Source organism: Burkholderia sp. 9775_39, assembly GCF_015712225.1.
In the GTDB taxonomy this organism is placed as follows: Bacteria; Pseudomonadota; Gammaproteobacteria; order Burkholderiales; family Burkholderiaceae; genus Burkholderia; species Burkholderia cenocepacia.
On sequence record NZ_JACCQC010000008.1, the window covers coordinates 191,429 to 214,314 of the forward strand.

A 22,886-nucleotide genomic window follows, 5' to 3' on the forward strand; every position below is an offset into this window, starting at 1 on the left:
TCGTACCGTGTCGAACGCGTGCATCGATGGCCATGTCGCAGGCAGGGGGAACGCGGCGGGGCTAGGCCTCGCGCACCGCGATGCGCGTGTCGCCGAGCAGCACGACCTGGCCCGCGCGGATCTTGCAGGTTTTGCGCAGCTCGACCGCGCCGTCGACTTTCACGGCGCCGGACGCGACGATCAGCTTCGCGGTGCCGCCGCTGTCCGCGAGGCCGGTGATCTTGAGAAGGTTGTGCAGCTCGACGTATTCGCCGGTCAGCGTGAAATCCAGATTGGGCATGACGAGGAAGGTGCGCGACGCGCGGGAGGAAACGCCCCGCATCATACGGCACCGCGGGCCGGCACGCGAGCGCGGCCGGCTGCCGGCGGATGTAAAGGACTGTGAGCGATTCGTCAGCAAATGAAACGGTGGGTAACAGTCTGAGAGATTGGCGAACCGGCCGCGCGGGCCGCCGGTCTTCTGTCGTACCTGCTGCGTGTTGCGGCGGGGACGCGACGGACCGCAACGGCGGCCCGGGCGGACAACTTCTTGAGGAGAATTGCCATGTCCAAGATTCGTACGATGCTGATCGGTGCCGCGCTGACGGCGTTCGCCACTTCGGCCGCATTCGCCCAGACGGGCACGACGGCGCAAGGCGCAGCCGGTGCCGGCGTGCAGGCGCAGACGCCGGCGGCCGGTGTCGGTGCAGGCGCGCAGGGCGGGGCCGGCGCGAACGCGTCGGGCAATGCGACGGGTGCTGCGACCGATGCGGTCGGCGCGGCAGCCGATGGCGCGAAGGATACGACGTCGTCGGCCGTCCATTCGACCAAGAAGCACACGAAGCATGCGGCGAAGTCGGCCAAGAGCCATGCCGGTTCGGCCAAGGCGAAGGCCGATGAGGCGACCGAGGGCGGCGCATCAGTCGGCGCGCAGGGCGGTGCATCGGCCCAGGGCGCCACGCAGTAAGCGATGCCCGGCGCTTGTCGCGACGCTCGCCTTCGGGCGGTGCGTCGCGACCGGCGATCGTCCGGCGGCCCGGTTCGCTTGACGCGAGCCGGGCCTTTTTCATGAGGTAAAAGGTTCAGCGGGACGGGCGAGCCGTCACGGCCGGCGCGGGCCTTGCCCTTGTCCCTGCCCCTGGGCCGGCCGCACGGCGGCCGGTGTGAACACGCTGCGCAGCCACGCGGCGAGCCGCGCGAAGACGTCGTACGGTTCCTCGACGAAGATCTCCGGCTTCAGCAGCCGCAGGTATTCCATGATCTGCTGGGCTTCCTGCTTCTGGAACGAGCCGTGCGCGAGCCCGAGCCGCAGCAGCCCGCGCAGTTCGCCGAGCTTGTCGCGCGCGGTGCTGCCGACGCTCATCTCGCACGCGAGCTTGGCTTCGTAGATCCGTTGCCGCAGCGATTCCGCGAGCCGCCACGCCGGCGTCTGCATCGATTCCTCGAGCGTCTGGATGTCCTGCGCCGCGCCCTTGATCTGCGCCGCGAGCGGATCGATCAGCGACGCGTCGCCCTGCGCTTCGGCGACGATCGCCTTCGCCCAGTCGCGGCAGGCCTTCGCGAGTTCGTCGGGCGTCCACTCGGAGCGCGACGCGAAGCCGAAGCCGAATTCGCCGGCTTGCCGCATCAGGATCGCGACGACGTCCGGGAATTCCTTGTCGAGCGTGCGCTTCGCCCATGCGTACTGGCCGCCCTGCAGCATCCGCTGCACGGCGTGCTCGGTCAGCGGCACCATGTTGTCGAGCAGCTTGGCGCGCAGGAAATCCTCGAACGACGGCGTCGCGAATTGCGGGTCGAGTTTCAGCGACACGCGAACGAACGCATCGTAGTCCTTGCGCAGGGACTCGAGCGTGTCGTCCTTGAGGGAAAGGGTGATCTGGCCCATGAATCGTCTCGATGGCGGCCCGCGCAGGCCGGCGCCGGCACGGCGCACCGGGGCGGGCGCAGCGTCGACTGACCGGTGCGCGCCGAGGCCGGTGGCGGGTCTTCATCTCCTATATCGGCGCACCGGGCGGAAACTTGAGCGGGCGCGATCGAGCGAGCGCTCAGGCGGGCAGCCAGTGCGGGAGGACGACCCCTTGCCACAGGAAGAACACCACGAGTCCGGCGGCGATCGTCACGAGCGGGCGGCGGGTCGTGGCCGATACCAGCACGGCGGCGAGCGCGCCGACGAGTTGCGGATTGCGCCAGGTCAGCTCGGCCGTGCCGCCGTGCGGGGAAACGGTCATCGGCACGATGATCGCGGTCAGCACGGTGACCGGCACGAAGCCGAGCGCGGTCCGCACGAGCGGCGGGAACGTCAGCCGCTCGCCGAACAGGAACAACGTCGAGCGGATCGCATACGTGATGACGGCCATGCCGAGGATCAACAGCGCGTAGCTCACGATGCGGCCTCCGAGCGCGAGCCGGCGCGCGTGCGATCGTGCAGCAGCGTGAGCAGGACGCCGATCGCGACGCCGACGGCGACCGCGCCGAGCAGCCCGAGCTTGTACGGCCAGCCCTGCCAGAAGTACGCGAGCGTGCCGGCCGTGGCGGCCGCCGCGAAATAGCGCAGCGTGCCGAGCTGCGGGACGACGATCGCGATGAAGGTCGCCGCCATCGCGAAATCGAGGCCGAGCGACTGCAGGCCCGGGAATGCCGCGCCGAAGCCGATGCCCGCGAGCGTCCAGACCTGCCAGTTCAGGTACATCGCGAGCCCGGAGCCGAAAAAGTAGTGGGGGCCGATCGTGCCGGGCGGATAGTGCCGGTAGTGCCCGTACGCGACCGCGAACACCTCGTCGGTCATCAACGCGCCGAGCGTCGCGCGCCAGCGCAGCGGCAGGTGCGCGACATAGGGCGCGAGGGTCGCGCTGTACAGCAGGTGGCGCAGGTTCACGATCAGTGTCGTGGCGAGCACGACGACGAAACTCGCGCTACCGGCGATCAGGCCGAGCGCGATGAACTGCGCGGAGCCCGCGAACACGGCGAGCGACATCAGCGCGCCGTGCCAGGCGGCGAGCGGGCCGCCGCCGACGAGCGTGCCGAAAATCACGCCGAACGGTGCGGCGCCGATCATCATCGGAATCGTGTCGCGCGCGCCGTCGAGCCATTCGTTGAGCGGGCGGCGCGGGGGCGATGCGGGTGTCTTGTTCAAGAAGCGCTCCTCCATGAGCGGGAGGATAGCGGGCCGGTGGCGGGCCGGCTTGTATGTTCTTGCGCCCGCCGGAACGGGGCCGGCGCCCGCGTGCCGGCCGGCGCGGGCGGCCGTGCGGCCGACGACGGCGGGAAGCCGCGCGTCAGCTTGCCTGCCAGCGCCCGGGCGGCACGCCGAACATCCGTTTGAAATGCCGCGTGAAGTGGCTCTGGTCGACGAAGCCGCTGGCCGCCGCGACATCGGCGACCGGCACGCCGGCGCGCAGCGGTGCCAGCGCACGCTGCAGCCGCAACTGGTTGCGCCATGCATGCGGCGGCATTCCGGTCGTACGCGTGAACAGGCGCGCCGCGTGAAACGGCGACAGGCCGGCCGCCTGCGCGACCTCGTCGAGCGTCACCGTGGACATCAGGTCGGCGGCGAGCCGCTCGCGCATCGCGTCGACGCGCGGCTCGTCGGCCGCGAGCGGCGCGGGTCGCGGCCGTACGTCGGCGTGGCGCACGATCAGCGTCGACAGCGCGTCGAGCATCGCGGTTTCGGCGGCGAGCGGATCGTAGATGCGCGGCGCGCCGGTGGCCGGATCGCCGGCCGGCTGTCCGGCCGCATCGGCCTGCGACGACAGCGCGCGCTCGCTGCCGGCTTCCAGCATCCGGTGCGCGAGCGTGAGCCGGGCCGCGAGATCGGCGTCGCGGATCACGTCGGGGGCAAACCACGGCGCATCCTGCGGGCGGCCCGCGATCGTACTCGCGAGTTCGCGGATGAATTCGACCGGCATGTAGCTGACGCGATAGCACCAGCCCTCGTCGGCGGCACGCGAGCCCGTGTGCACTTCACCGGGATTGATCACGGGCACGGTGCCCGTTTCGGCGACGTAGCCGGTGCCGCGATAGGTGAAGCGTTCCGCGCCTTCGAGAATCACGGGGATCGTGTACGCGTCGTGCCAGTGGGGCGCGAACGCGTGATCGCGATAGGTGGCCGTGAGCAGATCCGCGTCCGGCACGAGCGGCGTGCGCCAGTAGCGTGCGGAATCGGGGAGGCGGGCGGCGGACATGATCGGGCGCGGGAGCGGGCTTACTTGACCGGAATCGTCGTGCCGGCGGGCATCGGCACCGCGGTCACGGCGTTCTTCGGGCTGCCGCTGACGATACGGTCGCTGTAGGTCAGGTAGACGATCGTGTTGCGCTTCTTGTCGATCACGCGCACGACGTGCAGCGTCTTGAAGATGAACGACATGCGTTCGCTGAACACGTCGGTCTGCTGCTTGAGCGGTTCCTTGAAGCTGATCGGGCCGACCTGCCGGCACGCGATCGACGCTTCGCTCGGATCCTCGGCGACGCCGAGCGTGCCCTTGATCCCGCCGGTGCGGGCGCGCGACACGTAGCAGGTCACGCCATTCACGACCGGATCGTCATAGGCCTCGACGACCACGCGATCGGAGCCCGTGACGCGGAAATGGGTATTGACGCTGCCGACTTCCTCCGCGTGCGCGAACGGTGCGGCGGCGACGGCGGAGAGCAGGAGGGCGACGGGGGCGAAACGGAAGAGGCGATGCTTCATCGACGGAACCGGATGCGAATGCGGGACAGAAACTCTAGCATGCGCATGACCGGACCACGAAAAGCGGGAAGAGGGAACGGCGGCCGGAAAAACAAAAGGCCCGTCGAATGACGGGCCTTTCGCTGTTTGGCTCCCCGACCTGGGCTCGAACCAGGGACCTACGGATTAACAGTCCGGCGCTCTACCGACTGAGCTATCGGGGAATAAATCGGTACATCTGCGTGTTGTGTGTTCCAACAAAAAACCCGTCCACTTTCAACGGGCCTTTGCGTTTTTGGCTCCCCGACCTGGGCTCGAACCAGGGACCTACGGATTAACAGTCCGGCGCTCTACCGACTGAGCTATCGGGGAACAAACAAGCAACAGCAGAGAAACGAGATTGTATGGAGTGTTCGCTAACCTGTCAACACCTTGGAGCCGCGCCGCATGAAATTTTTGCGGCCGCCGCGCGATCAGCGCTCGAGCAGGTGCAGCTTCTCCTGCACGTCCTTCCACTCGTCCGCGTCGGCCGGCGCCGGCTTGGTCTTCGTGATCGACGGCCAATTCTTCGCCAGCTCGGCATTCAGCTCGGTGAACTGCTGCTGGTCGGTCGGAACGTCTTCTTCGGCATAGATCGCATTGGTCGGGCATTCGGCGACGCACACGGCGCAGTCGATGCACTCGTCCGGATCGATGGCGAGAAAGTTGGGACCTTCACGGAAGCAATCCACCGGGCACACATCCACGCAATCCGTGTATTTGCACTTGATGCAGCCTTCGGTCACAACGTGAGTCATTAAAACGCTCCTGCTTGGCGGTATATATGGGGTGGCGTTTGCGCCAAAAGCGGCATTGTAACTGAAGCGCAAAACCCGCATGACGTGGTCGGCTATCCGGCTTATATCGTTTCGTGATTAGTTTATGGCGTGCGCAACGCGGATACCCGCGCACCCGGCGGCGGCGCGACGCGGCCCGGCGGCGAGGGCGGTTTCACGATGGTCCGGCCCGCATTCGGGTAACATGATCGACAGACCGGGCGGCGCGCGGTGCGCCGGGGCCCGGTCATGATATTGGCGGTGCCGTCATCATGATCATCACTTCGCTGCTGGACACGGATCTCTACAAGTTCACGATGATGCAGGTCGTCCTGCATCACTTTCCCGCTGCAAACGTCGAATACCGCTTCCGGTGCCGTACGCCCGGCGTCGATCTCGTGCCGTACATCGACGAGATTCGCGACGAGGTGCGCGGCCTGTGCTCGCTGCGCTTTTCCGACGTCGAACTCGATTACCTGCGGCGGATGCGCTTCATCAAGAGCGACTTCGTCGATTTCCTCGCGCTGTTCCACCTGAACGAGAAGTACATCTCGGTCACGCCGTCGCCGAAGGGCAACGGCGAGATCGACATCGTGATCGAGGGGCCGTGGCTGCATACGATCCTGTTCGAGATCCCGGTGCTCGCGATCGTCAACGAAGTCTATTTCCGCAACACGCAGCGCGAGCCCGACTATCGCGAAGGCCGCGAACGGCTGCGCGAGAAGATCAAGCTGCTCGGCGCGAAGCCTGAGTTCGCCGACTGCAAGATCGCCGATTACGGCACGCGCCGGCGCTTCTCGAAGGTCTGGCACGAGGAAGTCGCGCTCACGCTGCGCGACGGGCTCGGCCCGCAGTTCGCGGGCACGAGCAACGTGCTGTACGCGATGAAGCACGACATCACGCCGCTCGGCACGATGGCGCACGAGTATCTGCAGGCGTGCCAGGCGCTCGGCCCGCGGCTGCGCGATTCGCAGATCTACGGCTTCGAGATGTGGGCGAAGGAATATCGCGGCGACCTCGGGATCGCGCTGTCGGACGTCTACGGCATGGACGCGTTCCTGAACGACTTCGACATGTACTTCTGCAAGCTGTTCGACGGCGCGCGACACGATTCGGGCGATCCGTTCGAGTGGGGCGAGCGGATGCTGCGCCACTACGAAGCGAACCGGTGCGACCCGCGCACCAAGGTGCTGGTGTTCTCGGACGCGCTCGACATTCCGAAGGTCATGCAGCTGTACGAACGGTTCCGCGGCCGCTGCAAGCTCGCGTTCGGCGTCGGCACCAACCTCACCAACGATCTCGGCTACGTGCCGCTGCAGATCGTGATCAAGATGGTTCGCTGCAACGGGCAGCCGGTCGCGAAGCTGTCCGATTCGCCGGGCAAGAGCATGTGCGACGACAAGGCGTATCTCGCGTACCTGCGGCAGGTGTTCGGCATCGCGCAGCCGGTCGAGGAAGACGCGTCGAAGTAGGCGCCGGCCGTTCGGCCGAAGGTGCGTCGCGGCAGGGGCGGTCGGTATAATCCGACGTATTGCCCGCCACCGTCACGAGGACCGTTCATGGACACTTCCGCTGCCCGTCGCCAGATCCTCGCGCGCATTCGCGCGGCGCAGGGGCGCGCGGCCGAACCCGATGCAGCGGAGCGCGACGGCGTCGCCGACTATCTCGCCCGTCATCCGGAGGGGCCGCGCCCGCCGGCGCCGGCCGACCTCGTCGCCGCTTTCGTCGACGAAGCGGCGCGCCTGTCGACCACGGTCGACGAAGTCGCGACGCTGGCCGACGTGCCTGCCGCCGCCGCCCGCTATCTTGCCGCTCACGGCCTGCCGACGCAGGCCATCGCTTGGCGCACGCTCGCCGATCTCGACTGGGCCGGCGCGGGCCTGTCGGTCGACTGCCGCAAGCCACGCGACGGCGATCTGGTCGGCCTGACCGGCTGCTTTTGCGCGACCGCCGAAACGGGGTCGCTGGTATTGCTGTCCGGCCCCGACACTTACGCATCGGCCGGCCTGCTGCCGGAAACCCACATCGCGATCGTGCCGGCATCGCGCATCGTCGCCGGTCATGAAGACGCGTTCGCGCTGATTCGCGCGGAGCGCGGCGAGCTGCCGCGCGCGGTCAATTTCGTGTCCGGCCCGTCGCGCACGGGCGACATCGAACAAACGATCATCCTGGGCGCACACGGCCCGTACCGCGTGCACGCGATCGTCGTACGGGGCGCATGACGCGCCCGCTGCATTCACCCCTACTCGAACAAGGAAGTTCTGCATGAAACGACATGCCGCCTGGGCGGGCATGGCGTCGGGAATCGCGCTTGGCGCCGCTCCCGCGCTTGCATCGGCCGCCACGCTCGACGGTGCCACGCTGTCCGCGCTCTGGGGCATCCCGTTCGCCGGGATCCTGCTGTCCATCGCGCTGTTCCCGCTCGTCGCCCCCGTGTTCTGGCATCACCACTTCGGCAAGATCGCCGCCGGCTGGGCGATCGTGTTCCTCGCACCGTTCGCGGTCGCGTTCGGCATCGGCACCGCGTTCGGCACGCTCGTGCATGCGCTGCTCGAGGAATACATTCCGTTCATCGTGCTGCTCACCGCGCTCTATACGGTCGCGGGCGGCATCTGCGTGAACGGTAACCTGCATGGGTCGCCGAAACTGAATACCGCGATCCTCGCGCTCGGTACGCTGCTCGCGAGCGTGATGGGCACGACGGGCGCCGCGATGCTGCTGATCCGGCCGCTCCTGCGCGCCAACGACAACCGCAAGCATGTCGTGCACGTCGTGATCTTCTTCATCTTCCTCGTCGCGAACGCGGGCGGCTCGCTGTCGCCGCTCGGCGATCCGCCGCTGTTCCTCGGCTTCCTGAACGGCGTGAGCTTCTTCTGGACGACCACGCATCTCGCGCTGCCGATGCTGTTCATCTGCGTGGTGCTGCTGACGCTGTTCTTCGCGCTCGATACGTACTTCTACCGGAAGGGCGGCGAGGAGCGGCCGGCCGCGCTCGATCCGACGCCCGACGGTGCGGCGCTGTCGATCGACGGCAAGGTCAACTTCGTGCTGCTGGCGACCGTGATCGCGCTCGTGCTGATGAGCGGCGTGTGGAAGCCGGGCATCTCGTTCGACGTGTGGGGCACGCACGTCGCGCTGCAGAATCTCGTGCGCGACGTCGCGCTCGTGGTCGTGACGCTCGTGTCGCTCGCGCTGACGCCGCGTTCCGCGCGCGAGGGCAACGCGTTCAACTGGGCGCCGATCGAGGAAGTCGCGAAGCTGTTCGCGGGCATCTTCGTGACGATCGCGCCGGTGATCGTGATCCTGCGCGCCGGCGCGGATGGCGCGTTCGCGCAGATCGTCCATCTCGTCACGGGGCCCGACGGCAAGCCGATCGACGCGATGTACTTCTGGGCGACCGGCATCCTGTCGTCGTTCCTCGACAACGCGCCGACCTATCTCGTGTTCTTCAACCTCGCGGGCGGCGATGCGCAGACGCTGATGACGACCGGCGCGTCGACACTCGCCGCGATTTCCGCCGGCGCGGTGTTCATGGGCGCGAACAGCTACATCGGCAACGCGCCGAACTTCATGGTGAAGGCGATCGCCGAATCGCGCGGCGTGAAGATGCCGAGCTTCTTCGCGTACCTCGGCTGGGCGCTCGTCGTGCTGATACCGGTATTCCTGCTGACGTCGTGGCTTTTCTTCACGGCGTAAGCTGACGATTTTCAACCCCGAGCGGGCGGTCCCGGCGGCGCATGGTGCGCCGCCATCCGTCCGCGGCATGCGGAGATGGCGATGCAGAAGATCCTGGTCGCGCGTCCGATCTTTCCGGACGTGATCGAACGGCTCAAGCAGTATTTCGAAGTCGACTGGAACGACGGCGACGCGCTCGCGCCCGACGCGCTCGCCGCGCGTCTGGCCGACAAGGACGGCGCGCTGACGGCCGGCGACCCGGTCGGCGCGGCCACGCTCGCGGCGGCGCCGCGTCTGCGCGTCGTGGCGAACATGGCGGTCGGCTACAACAACTTCGACATGGCCGCATTCAACGCGGCGAACGTGCTCGGCACCAATACGCCCGACGTGCTGAACGAATCGACCGCCGATTTCGGCTGGGCGCTGATGATGGCCGCCGCGCGCCGGATCGCCGAATCCGAACACTGGCTGCGCGCCGGCCACTGGCAGAAGTGGGCGTACGACGGCTTTCTCGGCGCCGACATCCATGGCTCGACGCTCGGCGTGATCGGGATGGGTCGCATCGGCCAGGCGCTCGCGCGCCGCGCGCGCGGCTTCGGGATGCAGGTGATCTACCACAACCGGTCGCGGGTCGCGCCCGAGATCGAAGCCGAGCTGAATGCCGAATACGTGTCGAAGGATGCGCTGCTCGCGCGCGCCGATCATGTCGTGCTCGTGCTGCCGTACACGAAAGAGAACCATCACACGATCGGCGCGGCCGAGCTCGCGAAGATGAAGCCGACGGCGACGCTGACCAACATCGCGCGCGGCGGGATCGTCGACGATGCGGCGCTGGCCGTCGCACTGCGCGACGGGACGATCGCCGCGGCCGGCCTCGACGTGTACGAGGGCGAGCCGAGCGTGCATCCGGCGCTGCTCGAGGTGCCGAACGTCGTGCTGACGCCGCATATCGCAAGCGCCACCGAAAAGACCCGCCGCGCGATGGCGGATCTCGCCGCCGACAACCTGATCGCCGCGCTGGGCGAGGGGCCGCGGGCGGGGCGGCCGCCGAATCCGATCAACCCTGACGTGATCGGGAAGCCGCGCGCATGACGATGACGTTGTTGCTTGCGGCGGTCGTCGTGCTGGCTGTCGCGCTCGCGGTGGCGATCGTCGCGCTCGTGCGCGGCGGCCGCCACGACGATGCGGCCGTGCTCGGCGACCAGATCGAGGACGCCGCGCATGCGCAGGCGCGCGCGGTCGAGCGGCTCGAGCGCGAACTGCGCGGCGAGATCGTCGAAAATGCGCGCGGCTCGCGTACCGAGCTGGCCGGCAGCTTCGCGCAGTTGCAGCAGACGCTCGCCGCGCAACTGACGAGCGTGGCGACCGTGCAGAACAACCAGATCGAGGGGTTCGCGCAGCAGCTCGGCAAGCTCGTCGCCGGCAACGCGCAGCAGTTCGACGCGATGCGCGAGAGCGTGCAGCGCCAGGCCCAGCAGGCGCGCGAGGAGCAGACGGGCGCGCTGCGGCTGTTCGGCGACACGTTGCACCGGCAGCTCACGCAACTGACCGAGGCGAACGATCGCCGGATCGGTGAAGTGCGTGCGACGCTCGAACAGCGGCTGAAGGAAATCGAGACGAACAACGCGGCGAAGCTCGAGGAGATGCGCCGCACCGTCGACGAGAAACTGCACGCGACGCTCGAGCAGCGGCTCGGCGAATCGTTCAAGCTCGTGTCGGACCGGCTCGAGCAGGTGCATCGCGGGCTCGGCGAGATGCAGACCCTCGCGGCCGGCGTCGGCGACCTGAAGAAGGTGTTGACCAACGTGAAGACGCGCGGCACCTGGGGCGAGGTGCAGCTCGAAGCGCTGCTCGAACAGATGCTCACACCCGAGCAGTACGCGAAGAACGTCGCGACGGTGCCGAAGAGTACCGAGCGCGTCGAATTCGCGATCCGGCTGCCGGGCCGCGATGCCGGCACGCGCGACGCGCCGCCGGTGTGGCTACCGATCGACGCGAAATTTCCGCGCGAAGACTACGAGCGGTTGATCGACGCGCAGGAGCGCGCCGATGCGGTGGCGGTCGAGGAGGCGGCGCGTGCGCTCGAGGCGCGGGTGCGGATGGAAGCGCGCACGATCGCCGAGAAGTACGTCGCGCCGCCGCACACGACCGATTTCGCGCTGCTGTTCCTGCCGACCGAGGGGCTCTATGCGGAGATCCTGCGTCGGCCGGGGCTGACCGACCTGCTGCAACGCGACTATCGCGTGACGGTCGCCGGGCCGACCACGCTCACCGCGCTGCTGAACAGCCTGCAGATGGGGTTCCGCACGCTCGCGATCGAGCAGCGCTCGAGCGAGGTGTGGCAGGTGCTCGGCGCGGTCAAGACCGAGTTCGGCAAGTTCGGCGACGTGCTCGCGCGCACGAAGTCGCAGCTCGAAACGGTCACGCGTTCGATCGAGGCGGCCGAGCAGCGCACGCGCGTGATGAACCGCAAGCTCAAGCAGGTCGAGGCGTTGCCGGGCGATACGGCGGCCGGGCTGCTCGGCGCGGAAGGGGCCGAAGGCGCCGATGCGGACGATGCATGACACGCGTTGCCGGCAGCCGCCGGACAGAAAAAACGGGCGCCGCGGCGCCCGTTTTCCTTTGCAGCGATCGCTGGCGTGGCCGGCCGGCGCTCAATGCGCGGCGAGCGTGTCCAGCGCGCCACCCGTCACGCGTACGATGCGCCACTCCGGCAGCACGGTCGCGCCCATCTTCTCGTAGAAATCGATTGCCGGCTGGTTCCAGTCGAGGACCGACCACTCGAAGCGCGCGCAACGGCGCTCGACGGCGAGTGCCGCGAGATGACGCAGCATCGCGGTGCCGAGGCCCGTACCGCGCTGCGACGGCTGCACGTACAGATCCTCGAGATAGAGTCCGCGGCGGCCGAGGAACGTCGAATAGTTGTGGAAGAACAGCGCGTACGCGACGATCGCGCCGTCACGCTCGGCCACCAGCGCTTCGGCCGCGGGGTGCTCGCCGAACAGCGCGTCGGCGAGATCGGCTTCGGTCGCGACGAACAGATCCGTGAGCTTCTCGAACTCGGCCAGCTCGCGCATCAGCGCGAGGATCGCGCCGACGTCGCGCGGGGCGGCCGCGCGGATCAGCGGCGTGCCGCTCACGCTTCCTCCGGCGGATCGGACAGCACGATTTCGATGCCGCCGAAGCGCGACGCTACCCAGTTGTACGCGTGGCACGCAATCCACAGCAGCACGAAACCGAGGATCGCGTTCAGCAGCAGCGCGCTCAGGATCGTGCTCAGTTCGACCATCCCGTAGCGGATGTACGCGACGAGAATGCCGAGCAGCACGATCGGCACGCTGAACGTCAGGTAGACGAGAATCAGCGCCTTCGCGGTCTGTCCCGCGGCGATCGACGAGATTTGTTTCTTCATGTGCGGATTGCCCCCGTAGAGATATACCGATAGTGGAATTCAGATCAGGCCGTCGAGCGGCAGGATGTCGACCGGGGCGCCCGCGTCGACTGCCGCAGTATCGTGGCCCAGGACGATGAAACAGTTGGCGTCTGCGAGGCCGCTCAGCGACGCGGAGCTTTGCGATCCGGCCGGTGCGACGTGCCATTGGCCGTCGGCGGCGCGCGTCGCGATGCCGCGCAGGTATTCGGTGCGACCGGGGCGCGTCTTCAACGGCTGCGTACTGCGCGCCGTGTACATCGCCGGTGGCGGCGTCTGCGCGCCGGCCAGCGTCAGCAGCGCGGGGCGCACGATGGCGTAGAACGTCACGGCGGACGCGACCGGATTGCCGGGCAGCCCGAAGAACAGCGCGTGGCCGGCGCCGTCGGCCGCGCGTGCGAGCGTGCCGCACGCGAGCGGCCGGCCGGGCCGCAGCGCAAGGCTCGCGAACGTCACGTCGCCGAGCCGCGCCATCACGTCGCGCGTGAAGTCGGCTTCGCCGACCGACACGCCGCCCGACGTGATGACCGCATCGGCCTGCGCGGCGAGGGCGTCGCGCAATGCGGCATCGAGCGCGGCCGGGTCGTCGCGGACGATGCCGAGATCGATCGCATCCACGTGCAGGCGTTCGAGCATCGCGATCAGCATCCCGCGATTGCTGTCGTACAGCGCGCCGCGGCCGAGCGGTTCGCCGGGCTCGCGCAGCTCGTCGCCGGTCGAGAACACGGCGACGCGCACGCGCCGGCGCACCATGACGTCGGTGACGCCGAACGACGCGAGCAGACCGAGATCGGACGGCCGCAGGACGCGGCCCGCGGCGAGCGCACAGGCACCGCGCGCGAGATCCTCGCCGGCCTTGCGGCAGTTCGCGCCGCGCGCAACGTCGCGCGTGGCGAAGCGGATCGTGTCGCCCTCGACGCGCACGCGTTCCTGCGGGATCACGGTGTCGCATCCGGCCGGCATCGGCGCGCCGGTCATGATCCGCACGCATGTACCGGCTGCCACGGCGCCGTCGAACGGATGGCCGGCGAATGCGGTGCCGGCGACCGGCATCGCGACCTCGCCCTGCGGCGACGCGAGTGCCGCGCTGCCGCCGTCGAACGCATAGCCGTCCATGGCCGAATTGTCGTACGCGGGAATGTCGAACGGCGCGCTCACGTTGATCGCGAGCACGCGGTCGAGCGCATCGCGCAGCGTCACCGTGTCGCACGCGTCGACGGGCACCGCGAAGCGGCACGCGAGCGCCTGCGCGTCGGCGAGCGACAGCGGGACATCGGGGTCGGGTGCGGTTCGGGAAGCGGGCGAGGATTGCGTGATCATCAGTCGGACTGCGCCGCAAGGCGTATCGGGTTCGTGGCCGGTGGCGCGAGGAGGGTGCCTGGGCGCGGGTTTCGCGTGTGGCGGGCGCCGGGCGGGAACGGCACGGGGCCGTCAGCGGCGGGCCAGCGCGGCGAGTTCCTGCCAGGAGTTGGCATTGTAAAACGCACGCTCGTCGCGAAACTCGACTTCGACCGTCTTGTGGCGTGCGTACCACGCACGCACCTTGCGGTCGCCGGCCGCGAGGCGCGCGGCCAGATCGTCGGCCAGCGATGTGCGCAGCAGCGCGAAGGTCGGCTGCGGCGAGCGCAGCTGCTGCGCGTCGACGGTGACCGCCATCGCGATGTCGGCCTGCTGCGCGTCGAGCGCCGCATGCAGTTGCGCGACGAGGTCGGCGGGCAGATACGGTGTATCGCACGGCGAGCACGCGACCAGCGGCGCGCGCGCCGCGCGCATGCCGGCGAGCAGGCCCGCGAGCGGCCCGGGGAAGTCGGGCGTTTCGTCGGCGACGATGCGCGCGTCGAACGGCGCACCGAGCTCGGCATAGCGATCGGCATGGCGGTTCGCGCTGATCAGCGTTTCGTCGACCTGCGGCGACAGCCGGCGCAGCACGTGCAGCGCGAGCGGCGTACCGTCGAGCAGTTGCAGGCCCTTGTCGACGCCGTCCATGCGGGTCGCGCGCCCGCCTGCGAGCAGCAGGCCGGCGATCGACGGAGAAGCGGGAGCGGGCATCGTGTGAAGGCGGAAAGAGGCGTCAGCCGCCGATATACGACATTTCGACGCGCTTGCCGGCGCCGTCGGGCGTGGCGTCGGCCGAGGCGCTGCCGCGCAGCTGCGAATAGCGATCGGTGCGCGCCTGCCAGATGCGCGCGATCGCAGTCGTGATCTCGGCATCGCTTGCGCCGCCCCGCACGAGCGCACGGAGGTCGTGGCCGGCCGACGCGAACAGGCACAGGTACAGCTTGCCTTCGGTCGACAGCCGCGCACGCGTGCAATCGCCGCAGAAGGCCTGCGTGACGCTCGAGATCACGCCGATCTCGCCGCTGCCGTCCGCATAGCCCCAGCGCTGCGCGGTTTCGGCCGCCGTGTGCGGCTCGAGCGGCACCAGCGGGAAATGTTCGGCGATGCGCGCGACGACGTCCGCCGACGGCAGCACCTCGGTCATGTTCCAGCCGTTCGACGTGCCGACGTCCATGTATTCGATGAAACGCAGGATCACGCCGGTGCCGCGGAACCGCTCGGCCATCGGCAGGATCTCGCTGTCGTTGGTGCCGCGCTTCACGACCATGTTGACCTTGACCGGCGCGAGGCCCGCGGCCTGCGCGGCGAAGATGCCGTCGAGCACGTCGGCGCTCGCGAACTCCGCATCGTTCATGCGCTTGAACAGCGTGTCGTCGAGCGCATCGAGGCTGACCGTGACGCGCGTGAGCCCGGCGTCCTTCAGCGCGCGCGCCTTGCGTGCGAGCAGCGAGCCGTTGGTCGTCAGCGTCAGGTCGAGCGGGCGGCCGGCATGCGTCGTCAGGCGCGCGAGGCGCTCGATCAGGAATTCGAGGTTCTTGCGCAGCAACGGTTCGCCGCCCGTGATACGGATCTTCTCGACGCCGTGTGCGACGAAGAGTCGCGCCACGCGCTCGATTTCCTCGTGCGTGAGCAGCGCGCTGTGCGGCAGGAACGGGTAGTCCTTGTCGAAGACCGCGCGCGGCATGCAGTACACGCAACGGAAATTGCAGCGGTCCGTCACCGAAATGCGCAGGTCGCGCAGCGGCCTGGCGAACGTGTCGGCCAGCGTGCCGTCGGGGGCATGCGCGACGCCGGAGACGTCCGGCATCCCGCTGACGTCGGCGAGAGGAATGATGCGTCGGGACATGTTGGAAGAAGTGCGAATCAGGCCTCTATTTTAGCCGCAACCGGCCGGTGGGTCCGGTGGGCGGAAACCCGCAGCGCGGACATGAAAAAGCCCGCCGGAGGCGGGCTTTTCCTGGTCGGGCGATGCGCCGTTAGTGGTGCGTCGTTTCGACCTGCTGCATCGGCGCCGTATCGGCCGGCGGCAGCACCTTGCGTTCGCGCGGCACGCGGGCCGGGCGCGGGAGTCGCGATGCGGCTTCCTGCGCGGCCGCGAACTTGTCGGCGTCCGTGTTCACCCAGACGAGACCGGCCTGCTCCAGCACGACGTCCAGGCTCGCCGAAGTGGGCGCGGCTGCCGGTTGTGCGGGGGCGGGAGCCGGTGCCGGTGTCGGTGCCGGTGCCGGTGCGGCGACGGCCTCGACCGGCGCGGCTGCGACCGGTGCCTCGGCCACCGTCGGCGCGGCTTCGACCACCACCGGAGCGGTCTCGATCGCCACGGCAGCCGGTGCGGCTTGCTCGACCGGTGCGGCTTGCGGCGCCTCGGCAGCGACCGGAGCGGCGGCCGGCACTTCGAACGCATCGGTCGGCGACACCGCGACCGGCGTCGGGCCTGCTTCCGCGACGGCCGGTGCGACCGGTGCCGGTTCGGCTGCCTGGACGGCGACGGGCTCGACCGGGGCGGCCGGAGCCACTTCGGCGGGGGCCGGTGCCGGCTGCGCTTCGACAGCGGCCGGTGCGGCATGCTGCTCGGCGACGGCTTCCACGGCGACCGCGCTTGCCACGGCCGCGACGACTGCCGGCGCAGCCGTGTGAGCCGGTTCGGCAGCGACCGGGGCGGCCGGCGTCACCGCTTGCGCGGCGACTTCGCCTTCGGCGCCTTGTTCGGCCTGCTCGACTGCGCCGTCTTCCTCGCGCTCGCGACGACCGCCGCGGCGGCCGCGACGGCGACGGCGGCGTTCTTCGCCGTCACGTGCGCCGGCTTCCGCATCGGCTGCCAGTTCCGCGCCGGGCAGGGCTTCTGCCGCCACCTTGTCGGTTTCCGGTTCCGGATGGTTTTCACCGCGGGTGACGGTTTCGAGCGTGGCTGCATGCTGGGTCGGCTTGCGGCGTTCGCCGCGCTCGCGACGCTCGCCGCGTTCCTGACGCTCGCCACGGCCGGCTGCTTCGACGCCTTCCGGCTGTTCGGCACGCTCGCGCGGTTCGCGGTTTTCGCGCGGTTCGCGCGGCTCACGGCCTTCACGCGGCTCGCGACCTTCCCGCGGGCCACGGCCCTCGCGACCCTCACGGTTTTCACGACCCTCGCGGTTTTCGCGGCCCTCGCGACCTTCACGCAGCTCACGACCCTCGCGCGGCTCACGGCCTTCCTTGCCTTCGCGTTCCTGGCGTTGCGGCTGGCCACGGCCTGCGGCTGCCGGGTCGCGGCCGCCTTGCGCCTGCTGGGCGCCGCCGCGACGGTTGCGATTGCGATCGCCGCCGCGCTGCTCGGTCTTTTCCGTGCGCTCGCGCGCCGGACGGGCTGCCTGCTCCTTCGCCGGTGCCGGCGCGACCGGTGCGGGCGCCGGTGCCGGCGACACGCCGAACAGGCCCTTCAGCCAGCCGATGAAGCCGCCGCTTGCCGCGGCGACGGGCGCCGGGGCGGGGGCGGCAACGGGCTCGACCGGACGCTGCGGAGCCGGGCTCGGTGCCGGACGCTCGGGCGTGATGCCCTTGACCGCGGCTTCCTGCTTCGGCTTCACTTCGGCCGCCCGCTTGCTGTAGCCGGTTTCCGATTCGAGCTCGCGGGCCGCTTCCTCGGCCATCTTCCAGGATGCGCGCGGATCGTCGAGGCGCGCATCGTCGTGACGCAGGCGCTCGAGCTTGTAGTGCGGCGTATCGAGGTGCTTGTTCGGGATCAGCACGATGCCGACCTTGAAGCGCGACTCGATCTTGTTGATTTCCTGACGCTTTTCGTTCAGCAGGAAGGCGGTCACCTCGACCGGCACCTGGCAGTGGATCGCCGCGGTGTTTTCCTTCATCGCTTCTTCCTGAATGATCCGCAGGACCTGCAGCGCGGACGATTCGGTATCGCGGATGTGGCCGGTGCCGTTGCAGCGCGGGCACGTCACGTGGCTGCCTTCCGACAGCGCCGGGCGCAGGCGCTGGCGCGACAGTTCCATCAGGCCGAAGCGCGAGATCTTGCCCATCTGCACGCGCGCACGGTCGTGCTTGAGCGCGTCCTTCAGGCGCTGCTCGACTTCACGCTGGCTCTTCGCCGATTCCATGTCGATGAAATCGATCACGATCAGGCCGCCGAGGTCGCGCAGGCGCAGCTGGCGGGCGACTTCGTCGGCCGCTTCGAGGTTCGTGCGGGTGGCCGTTTCCTCGATGTCCGCGCCCTTGGTCGCGCGTGCGGAGTTCACGTCGATCGCGACGAGCGCTTCGGTGTGGTCGATCACGATCGCGCCGCCCGACGGCAGCGGGACCGTGCGCGAGTACGCGGTTTCGATCTGGTGCTCGATCTGGAAGCGGGAGAACAGCGGCACGTCGTCGTGATAGCGCTTCACCTTCGCGACGTTGTCCGGCATCACGATGTCCATGAAGGCACGGGCCTGATCATGGATTTCGTTCGTATCGATCAGGATTTCGCCGATATCCGGCTGGAAATAGTCCCGGATCGCGCGGATCACGAGGCTCGATTCCAGATAGATCAGCATCGGCTGGCCGGCGTTGCCGCTTTGCGAGGCAGCCTCGATCGCGCGCCACAGTTGCAGCAGGTAGTTCAGGTCCCACTGCAGTTCCTCGGCGCTGCGGCCGATGCCCGCGGTACGGGCGATCATGCTCATGCCGTCCGGAATCTGCAGCTGCGCCATCGTTTCGCGCAGTTCCTGGCGCTCGTCGCCTTCGATCCGGCGCGATACGCCGCCGCCGCGCGGGTTGTTCGGCATCAGCACGAGATAGCGGCCGGCGAGCGAGATGAAGGTGGTGAGGGCGGCGCCCTTGTTGCCACGCTCTTCCTTCTCGACCTGGACGATCAGCTCCTGGCCTTCGCGCAGCGCATCCTGAATGCGCGCGGAGCGCATGTCGATGCCTTCCTTGAAGTACTGGCGGGCGACTTCCTTGAACGGCAGGAAGCCGTGGCGGTCTTCGCCGTAGTTGACGAAGCACGCTTCGAGCGACGGCTCGATACGGGTGATGACACCTTTGTAGATATTGCCTTTGCGCTGTTCGCGCCCGGCGGTTTCGATGTCGATGTCGATGAGCTTTTGCCCATCGACGATGGCGACGCGCAGCTCCTCCTGCTGCGTCGCATTGAACAGCATGCGTTTCATGAACGACTCCAGGCGGCTCCGCTGCCGGCGCCTCGCGGTTGTCAGGCGCGAGGGCGGGAACGACGACAGGCCGCACCTTGTTGTGTTGTCACGAGCACGCTGGAGCGGGAATGCTGGCGGGGAGAATTGCCTGAAGAGGCGCTTGGGCCCGAAAGACGGGGCCGGCGGCCATAGGGCACCTGCGAATACGGCTTCAAAGCACGGCGTTCACACACCGCACGCTGCAAAAGCGCGCTAAGCCTGTCCGGGCATTGCCACGGGCGCGCGCAATGCGTCGCGCGCGCCGACGGGCGGCAGATGCTGCGGCTTGGGCCGCAGCGGGGAGTATCGAATCCAGCCCGACTTTCCCGCTTGGGGTGTACTTCCCTGGTTTGACGTCGCCAAGCCCCGCACGCTTCGCGGGGCCAAATCGGGCGCAACGCCGTAATTTTCGCAACCGGCAGCCTGCGGACGCACTGCGCGCCGTCGGCTGCCGATCAAATTCTTTTCAACCAACTTTCCGTTACCGCGGCGCCTTGCCGACCGAATCCGCCTGTGGGCGCGATCCTTGCCGACGGGCGGCGCCGTGCGTGCAACTTGCTGCTTCTCTTTGATTAGGGGCGAGCAGCGGACCCCCGGCGCAAGTAAAATAGCAGTTTGCGCTTGCGCCTTGCCCGATTCAGCCGGGGCCGGCCGGTCAGGCCACCCACAACGTCAGGCTGGGCAAAATTATATTCAGTATGAATGAGTTAGGCAAAATATCCCAGAATTCGGTCGCAAGCGGCCAGGTATCGATGATCGAGATCGACGAAAACTCGGCCGGTCAGCGCATCGACAACTTCCTGTTGCGCGTCTGTAAAGGCGTGCCGAAAAGCCATATTTACCGGATCCTCCGCAGCGGCGAAGTGCGCGTGAACAAGGGCCGGATCGACGCGCAGTACCGCCTGGAGCTCGGCGACCTCGTCCGCGTGCCGCCGGTGCGCGTGGCGGCGGCCGACCTCGCGCGCGCCGACACGCCCGTCGTGCCGCCCGCGCATTTCGACGTGCTGTACGAGGACGACGCGATGCTCGTCATCGACAAGCCGGCCGGGGTCGCGGTCCACGGCGGCAGCGGCGTCGCGTTCGGCGTGATCGAGCAGATGCGCCAGGCGCGTCCGCGCGCGAAATTTCTCGAGCTGGTGCACCGGCTCGACCGCGAGACGTCCGGGATCCTGATGCTCGCGAAGAAACGCACGGCGCTCGTCGGCCTGCACGAGCAGATCCGCGAGAACCGGATGGACAAGCGCTACTTCGCGTGCGCGCACGGCGAATGGCAGCCCGACTGGGGCCGGCGCCGCGCGGTGAAGGCGCCGCTGTTCAAGTATTCGACCCCGGAAGGGGAGCGCCGCGTACGGGTGCAGGAGGACGGGCTCGCGTCGCATACGGTGTTCAATCTCGTCGACCGCTGGCCGGACTACGTGCTCGTCGAAGCGGAACTCAAAACGGGTCGGACCCATCAGATCCGGGTGCACCTCGCGCATCTCGGCCTGCCGATCGCCGGCGACGCCAAGTATGGCGATTTCGCATTGAACAAGGCGCTGGCGCGCGCGAACGCGCAGCCGTCGCTGAAACGGATGTTCCTGCATGCGCACCGCCTCAAACTCGCTCATCCGCTGACCGGCGAGGCGCTGCAGTTCGATGCGCCGCTGCCGGCCGAGTGCCGGCGCTTCCTCGATCAACTCAGCGCATTGCGCGATACCGCCTGAACCGCATGGCCCGACAGCAATTTGACCTGATCGTCTTCGACTGGGACGGCACGCTGATGGATTCGACTGCGCACATCGCGCACAGCATCCAGGCGGCATGCCGCGATCTCGGCTTGCCCACGCCGTCCGACGAAGCTTCCCGCTACGTGATCGGCCTCGGCCTGCGGGACGCGCTGCAGATCACGGCGCCGACCCTCGATCCGTCCGACTACGCACGGCTGGCCGAGCGCTACCGCTACCACTACCTGCTCGACGACCAGCGCATCGAGCTGTTCGCCGGTGTGCGCGAGCTGCTCGCCGAACTGCGCGATACGGGCTATCTGCTCGCCGTCGCGACCGGCAAGGGTCGGGTCGGGCTGAATCGCGTGCTCGACCAGTCGAAACTGACGAGCTGGTTCGACGCGACGCGCTGCGCGGACGAAACGTTCTCGAAACCGCATCCGGCGATGCTGCACGAGTTGTCGCGGGAATTGGGGCAGGACCTGTCGCGCACCGTGATGATCGGCGATACGACGCACGACCTGCAGATGGCGGCCAGCGCCGGCGCGGCCGGCGTCGGCGTCGCGTATGGCGCGCACACGGCCGATGCGCTGGCGGCGCTCACGCCGCGCTTCGTCGCGCCGGACGTCGGTGCGCTGGCCGCATGGCTGCGGGAGCACGCATGAGCGCGGCGCCGGACGCCGTGCGCGTGTGCGCGTCGGACGCGTTGACCGACGGGGGCGCCGGGGTGCGCGTCGACGCGACGCTGCGCGGCGAGCAGGCCGTCGTGTTCTTCGTGCGCTACGACGGCCGCGCCTACGGCTACCTGAACCGCTGCGCGCATGTGCCGATGGAGCTCGACTGGGCCGAAGGGCAATTCTTCGAGTCGTCGGGCCTCTATCTGATGTGCGCGACGCACGGCGCGATCTACGCGCCGGATACCGGCAAGTGCGTCGGTGGCCCGTGCCGCGGCGGCCGCTTGCGGCCGGTCGAGGTCGACGAGCGCGACACGCCCGACGGCCGTGCGGTATTCTGGGTGCCCGATGCGGACCTGCATCCCGCCACGCCCGCCACGACCGACTGACGACACCACTGCATGGCCGACCAACCGAATTCCCCGGATTCCTCCTCCCGTCCCGACAGCCGTGAACCGGCCTGGGAGCGCGCAGCGCTCGAGCGGATCGCGCTCGCGGCCGTCAAGGAGCAGCGCGCCGCACGGCGCTGGAAGATCTTCTTCCGCTTCGCGTTTCTCGGCGTGTTCGTGCTGCTCGCGTTCGCGCTGATCGATTTCTCGAGCGATTCGAAGTTCTCGTCGAGCGGGCGGCATACGGCGCTCGTGACGATCGACGGCGAGATCGCGGCAGGCGTCAACGCGAACGCCGACGACATCAACACCGCGCTCGACGCTGCGTTCGACGACGACGGCACGGTCGGCGTCGTGCTGCGGATCAACAGCCCGGGCGGCAGCCCGGTGCAGGCCGGCATGGTCTACGACGAGATCCGGCGGCTGCGCAAGAAGTATCCGGACAAGCCGCTGTACGTCGTAGTGACCGACATGTGCGCATCGGGCGGCTATTACATCGCGTCCGCGGCCGACAAGATCTTCGTCGACAAGGCGAGCATCGTCGGCTCGATCGGCGTGCTGATGGACGGGTTCGGCTTCACCGGGCTGATGGGCAAGCTCGGGGTCGAGCGGCGCCTGCATACGTCGGGCGAAAACAAGGGCTTCTACGATCCGTTCTCGCCGGAAACGCCGAAGATGGACGCGCACGCGCAGGAGCTGCTCGACCAGGTGCATGCGCAGTTCATCAAGGCCGTGAAGGATGGCCGCGGCAAGCGGCTGCACGAGACGCCGGACATGTTCTCCGGCCTGTTCTGGACCGGCGAGAAGAGCGTCGAGCTCGGGCTCGCCGACGGCTACGGCACCACCGACACGGTCGCGCGCGACGTGCTGAAGGCGCCGGATCTGGTCGACTATACGGTGAAGGAAAGCCTGACGAACCGTGTCGCGCGCAAGTTCGGCGCGGCCGTCGGCGGCGCTGCGATGAAGGCGCTGACGGCTGGCGGCGCGTCAGTCAGCCTGCGCTGACGGCTGACGGCTGACGGCTGACGGCGGCGATCGGCGGGCCGCGATGGCCCGCCTTTCAT

23 protein-coding genes and 2 tRNA genes are annotated in these 22,886 nt (G+C 68.5%); 10 read left to right on the forward strand and 15 right to left on the reverse strand.

The genetic code is table 11. The features are described from left to right. Positions 1-61: 61 nt before the first annotated feature. Entirely contained in the window at positions 62-280 is a 219-nt protein-coding gene (locus tag H0X90_RS13710) for an RNA-binding S4 domain-containing protein (protein WP_006486208.1), read from the reverse strand. Positions 281-544: 264 nt separating this feature from the next. On the opposite strand from H0X90_RS13710, the gene H0X90_RS13715 reads away from it, so the two are divergent. Then, a complete protein-coding gene (locus H0X90_RS13715) occupies positions 545-946 on the forward strand; it encodes a hypothetical protein (RefSeq protein ID WP_006486212.1) in 402 nt (133 codons plus the stop codon). 135 nt (positions 947-1,081) lie between these two features. Here H0X90_RS13715 and H0X90_RS13720 read toward each other — a convergent pair whose 3' ends face one another. From H0X90_RS13720 to fdxA, 8 genes are all read right to left on the reverse strand, one after another. After that, entirely contained in the window at positions 1,082-1,864 is a 783-nt protein-coding gene (locus H0X90_RS13720; protein ID WP_077190879.1) for a DUF4088 family protein, read from the reverse strand. Positions 1,865-2,024: 160 nt separating this feature from the next. After that, positions 2,025-2,363, reverse strand: coding sequence for an AzlD domain-containing protein (locus H0X90_RS13725; RefSeq protein ID WP_006486204.1), 339 nt, complete (start codon positions 2,361-2,363; stop codon positions 2,025-2,027). Further along, complete coding sequence (locus tag H0X90_RS13730; RefSeq protein ID WP_006496522.1) at positions 2,360-3,127, reverse strand: AzlC family ABC transporter permease; 768 nt, start codon at positions 3,125-3,127, stop codon at positions 2,360-2,362. The genes H0X90_RS13725 and H0X90_RS13730 overlap by 4 nt, the downstream gene beginning before the upstream one ends. A gap of 127 nt (positions 3,128-3,254) precedes the next feature. Next, entirely contained in the window at positions 3,255-4,160 is a 906-nt protein-coding gene (locus H0X90_RS13735; protein WP_059721531.1) for an AraC family transcriptional regulator, read from the reverse strand. 20 nt (positions 4,161-4,180) lie between these two features. After that, complete coding sequence (locus tag H0X90_RS13740) at positions 4,181-4,666, reverse strand: CreA family protein (RefSeq protein ID WP_059721530.1); 486 nt, start codon at positions 4,664-4,666, stop codon at positions 4,181-4,183. A gap of 127 nt (positions 4,667-4,793) precedes the next feature. Further along, positions 4,794-4,869: transfer RNA gene (locus H0X90_RS13745), tRNA-Asn, on the reverse strand. 72 nt (positions 4,870-4,941) lie between these two features. After that, positions 4,942-5,017 (reverse strand) — tRNA-Asn (locus H0X90_RS13750). Between the two features lie 101 nt (positions 5,018-5,118). Beyond that, on the reverse strand, positions 5,119-5,442 hold the full coding sequence (fdxA, locus tag H0X90_RS13755) for a ferredoxin FdxA (RefSeq protein ID WP_006496521.1): 324 nt from the start codon (positions 5,440-5,442) through the stop codon (positions 5,119-5,121). Between the two features lie 290 nt (positions 5,443-5,732). On the opposite strand from fdxA, the gene pncB reads away from it, so the two are divergent. The 5 genes from pncB to rmuC all read left to right on the forward strand — a co-directional run bounded on the left by pncB (position 5,733) and on the right by rmuC (position 11,699). Then, positions 5,733-6,932: a nicotinate phosphoribosyltransferase gene (gene pncB, locus H0X90_RS13760; RefSeq protein ID WP_006486197.1), complete on the forward strand. Its 1,200-nt coding sequence runs from the start codon at positions 5,733-5,735 to the stop codon at positions 6,930-6,932. 87 nt (positions 6,933-7,019) lie between these two features. After that, positions 7,020-7,682, forward strand: coding sequence for a lactate utilization protein C (locus H0X90_RS13765; protein WP_077190878.1), 663 nt, complete (start codon positions 7,020-7,022; stop codon positions 7,680-7,682). A gap of 43 nt (positions 7,683-7,725) precedes the next feature. Next, complete coding sequence (locus H0X90_RS13770) at positions 7,726-9,156, forward strand: sodium:proton antiporter (protein ID WP_077190876.1); 1,431 nt, start codon at positions 7,726-7,728, stop codon at positions 9,154-9,156. A 75-nt stretch (positions 9,157-9,231) separates the two neighbouring features. Continuing rightward, a complete protein-coding gene (locus H0X90_RS13775) occupies positions 9,232-10,227 on the forward strand; it encodes a D-glycerate dehydrogenase (RefSeq protein WP_306172193.1) in 996 nt (331 codons plus the stop codon). Then, positions 10,224-11,699 carry a DNA recombination protein RmuC gene (gene rmuC, locus H0X90_RS13780; protein ID WP_006486198.1) on the forward strand — a complete coding sequence of 492 codons (1,476 nt, stop codon included), beginning with the start codon at positions 10,224-10,226 and terminating at the stop codon, positions 11,697-11,699. Before H0X90_RS13775 ends, rmuC begins: the two co-directional genes overlap by 4 nt. A gap of 90 nt (positions 11,700-11,789) precedes the next feature. On the opposite strand, the gene H0X90_RS13785 is transcribed toward rmuC, so the two are convergent. The 6 genes from H0X90_RS13785 to H0X90_RS13810 all read right to left on the reverse strand — a co-directional run bounded on the left by H0X90_RS13785 (position 11,790) and on the right by H0X90_RS13810 (position 19,035). Continuing rightward, positions 11,790-12,275, reverse strand: coding sequence for a GNAT family N-acetyltransferase (locus H0X90_RS13785; RefSeq protein WP_006496519.1), 486 nt, complete (start codon positions 12,273-12,275; stop codon positions 11,790-11,792). After that, entirely contained in the window at positions 12,272-12,547 is a 276-nt protein-coding gene (locus H0X90_RS13790; protein WP_006476519.1) for a hypothetical protein, read from the reverse strand. The genes H0X90_RS13785 and H0X90_RS13790 overlap by 4 nt, the downstream gene beginning before the upstream one ends. Before the next feature lie 39 nt (positions 12,548-12,586). Continuing rightward, positions 12,587-13,885: a gephyrin-like molybdotransferase Glp gene (gene glp / locus H0X90_RS13795; RefSeq protein WP_077190875.1), complete on the reverse strand. Its 1,299-nt coding sequence runs from the start codon at positions 13,883-13,885 to the stop codon at positions 12,587-12,589. Positions 13,886-13,996: 111 nt separating this feature from the next. After that, the gene (mobA, locus tag H0X90_RS13800) at positions 13,997-14,614 is read right to left on the reverse strand and encodes a molybdenum cofactor guanylyltransferase MobA (protein WP_059721528.1); all 618 of its coding nucleotides are present in this window, start codon (positions 14,612-14,614) and stop codon (positions 13,997-13,999) included. Between the two features lie 22 nt (positions 14,615-14,636). Beyond that, positions 14,637-15,749, reverse strand: a complete 1,113-nt coding sequence (moaA, locus tag H0X90_RS13805; protein WP_059721527.1) for a GTP 3',8-cyclase MoaA — start codon at positions 15,747-15,749, stop codon at positions 14,637-14,639. 130 nt (positions 15,750-15,879) lie between these two features. Continuing rightward, a complete protein-coding gene (locus tag H0X90_RS13810; protein WP_077190874.1) occupies positions 15,880-19,035 on the reverse strand; it encodes an Rne/Rng family ribonuclease in 3,156 nt (1,051 codons plus the stop codon). Between the two features lie 719 nt (positions 19,036-19,754). On the opposite strand from H0X90_RS13810, the gene H0X90_RS13815 reads away from it, so the two are divergent. The 4 genes from H0X90_RS13815 to H0X90_RS13830 are packed head-to-tail and all read left to right on the forward strand — an operon-like array spanning position 19,755 to position 22,827. After that, positions 19,755-20,759, forward strand: a complete 1,005-nt coding sequence (locus tag H0X90_RS13815) for an RluA family pseudouridine synthase (RefSeq protein WP_034200839.1) — start codon at positions 19,755-19,757, stop codon at positions 20,757-20,759. A 5-nt stretch (positions 20,760-20,764) separates the two neighbouring features. Further along, positions 20,765-21,424 carry an HAD-IA family hydrolase gene (locus tag H0X90_RS13820; protein WP_006493743.1) on the forward strand — a complete coding sequence of 220 codons (660 nt, stop codon included), beginning with the start codon at positions 20,765-20,767 and terminating at the stop codon, positions 21,422-21,424. Next, positions 21,421-21,822 (forward strand): Rieske 2Fe-2S domain-containing protein, encoded by a 402-nt coding sequence (locus H0X90_RS13825; RefSeq protein WP_006493745.1) that lies wholly within the window; start codon positions 21,421-21,423, stop codon positions 21,820-21,822. The genes H0X90_RS13820 and H0X90_RS13825 overlap by 4 nt, the downstream gene beginning before the upstream one ends. Before the next feature lie 12 nt (positions 21,823-21,834). Next, positions 21,835-22,827 carry a S49 family peptidase gene (locus tag H0X90_RS13830; protein WP_048987065.1) on the forward strand — a complete coding sequence of 331 codons (993 nt, stop codon included), beginning with the start codon at positions 21,835-21,837 and terminating at the stop codon, positions 22,825-22,827. Positions 22,828-22,886: the final 59 nt, after the last annotated feature.

What these genes read in the sequence shown, in the direction of transcription:
- H0X90_RS13815 (WP_034200839.1), top strand. Translation starts at nt 19,755, where the DNA reads ATGAATGAGTTAGGCAAAATATCCCAGAATTCGGTCGCAAGCGGCCAG.
- H0X90_RS13765 (WP_077190878.1), top strand. Translation starts at nt 7,020, where the DNA reads ATGGACACTTCCGCTGCCCGTCGCCAGATCCTCGCGCGCATTCGCGCG.
- H0X90_RS13715 (WP_006486212.1), top strand. Translation starts at nt 545, where the DNA reads ATGTCCAAGATTCGTACGATGCTGATCGGTGCCGCGCTGACGGCGTTC.
- H0X90_RS13720 (WP_077190879.1), bottom strand. Translation starts at nt 1,864, where the DNA reads ATGGGCCAGATCACCCTTTCCCTCAAGGACGACACGCTCGAGTCCCTG.
- H0X90_RS13820 (WP_006493743.1), top strand. Translation starts at nt 20,765, where the DNA reads ATGGCCCGACAGCAATTTGACCTGATCGTCTTCGACTGGGACGGCACG.
- rmuC (WP_006486198.1), top strand. Translation starts at nt 10,224, where the DNA reads ATGACGATGACGTTGTTGCTTGCGGCGGTCGTCGTGCTGGCTGTCGCG.
- H0X90_RS13830 (WP_048987065.1), top strand. Translation starts at nt 21,835, where the DNA reads ATGGCCGACCAACCGAATTCCCCGGATTCCTCCTCCCGTCCCGACAGC.
- glp (WP_077190875.1), bottom strand. Translation starts at nt 13,885, where the DNA reads ATGATCACGCAATCCTCGCCCGCTTCCCGAACCGCACCCGACCCCGAT.
- mobA (WP_059721528.1), bottom strand. Translation starts at nt 14,614, where the DNA reads ATGCCCGCTCCCGCTTCTCCGTCGATCGCCGGCCTGCTGCTCGCAGGC.
- H0X90_RS13790 (WP_006476519.1), bottom strand. Translation starts at nt 12,547, where the DNA reads ATGAAGAAACAAATCTCGTCGATCGCCGCGGGACAGACCGCGAAGGCG.
- H0X90_RS13770 (WP_077190876.1), top strand. Translation starts at nt 7,726, where the DNA reads ATGAAACGACATGCCGCCTGGGCGGGCATGGCGTCGGGAATCGCGCTT.
- H0X90_RS13735 (WP_059721531.1), bottom strand. Translation starts at nt 4,160, where the DNA reads ATGTCCGCCGCCCGCCTCCCCGATTCCGCACGCTACTGGCGCACGCCG.
- H0X90_RS13710 (WP_006486208.1), bottom strand. Translation starts at nt 280, where the DNA reads ATGCCCAATCTGGATTTCACGCTGACCGGCGAATACGTCGAGCTGCAC.
- pncB (WP_006486197.1), top strand. Translation starts at nt 5,733, where the DNA reads ATGATCATCACTTCGCTGCTGGACACGGATCTCTACAAGTTCACGATG.
- H0X90_RS13775 (WP_306172193.1), top strand. Translation starts at nt 9,232, where the DNA reads ATGGCGATGCAGAAGATCCTGGTCGCGCGTCCGATCTTTCCGGACGTG.
- H0X90_RS13730 (WP_006496522.1), bottom strand. Translation starts at nt 3,127, where the DNA reads ATGGAGGAGCGCTTCTTGAACAAGACACCCGCATCGCCCCCGCGCCGC.
- H0X90_RS13825 (WP_006493745.1), top strand. Translation starts at nt 21,421, where the DNA reads ATGAGCGCGGCGCCGGACGCCGTGCGCGTGTGCGCGTCGGACGCGTTG.
- H0X90_RS13810 (WP_077190874.1), bottom strand. Translation starts at nt 19,035, where the DNA reads ATGAAACGCATGCTGTTCAATGCGACGCAGCAGGAGGAGCTGCGCGTC.
- moaA (WP_059721527.1), bottom strand. Translation starts at nt 15,749, where the DNA reads ATGTCCCGACGCATCATTCCTCTCGCCGACGTCAGCGGGATGCCGGAC.
- fdxA (WP_006496521.1), bottom strand. Translation starts at nt 5,442, where the DNA reads ATGACTCACGTTGTGACCGAAGGCTGCATCAAGTGCAAATACACGGAT.
- H0X90_RS13740 (WP_059721530.1), bottom strand. Translation starts at nt 4,666, where the DNA reads ATGAAGCATCGCCTCTTCCGTTTCGCCCCCGTCGCCCTCCTGCTCTCC.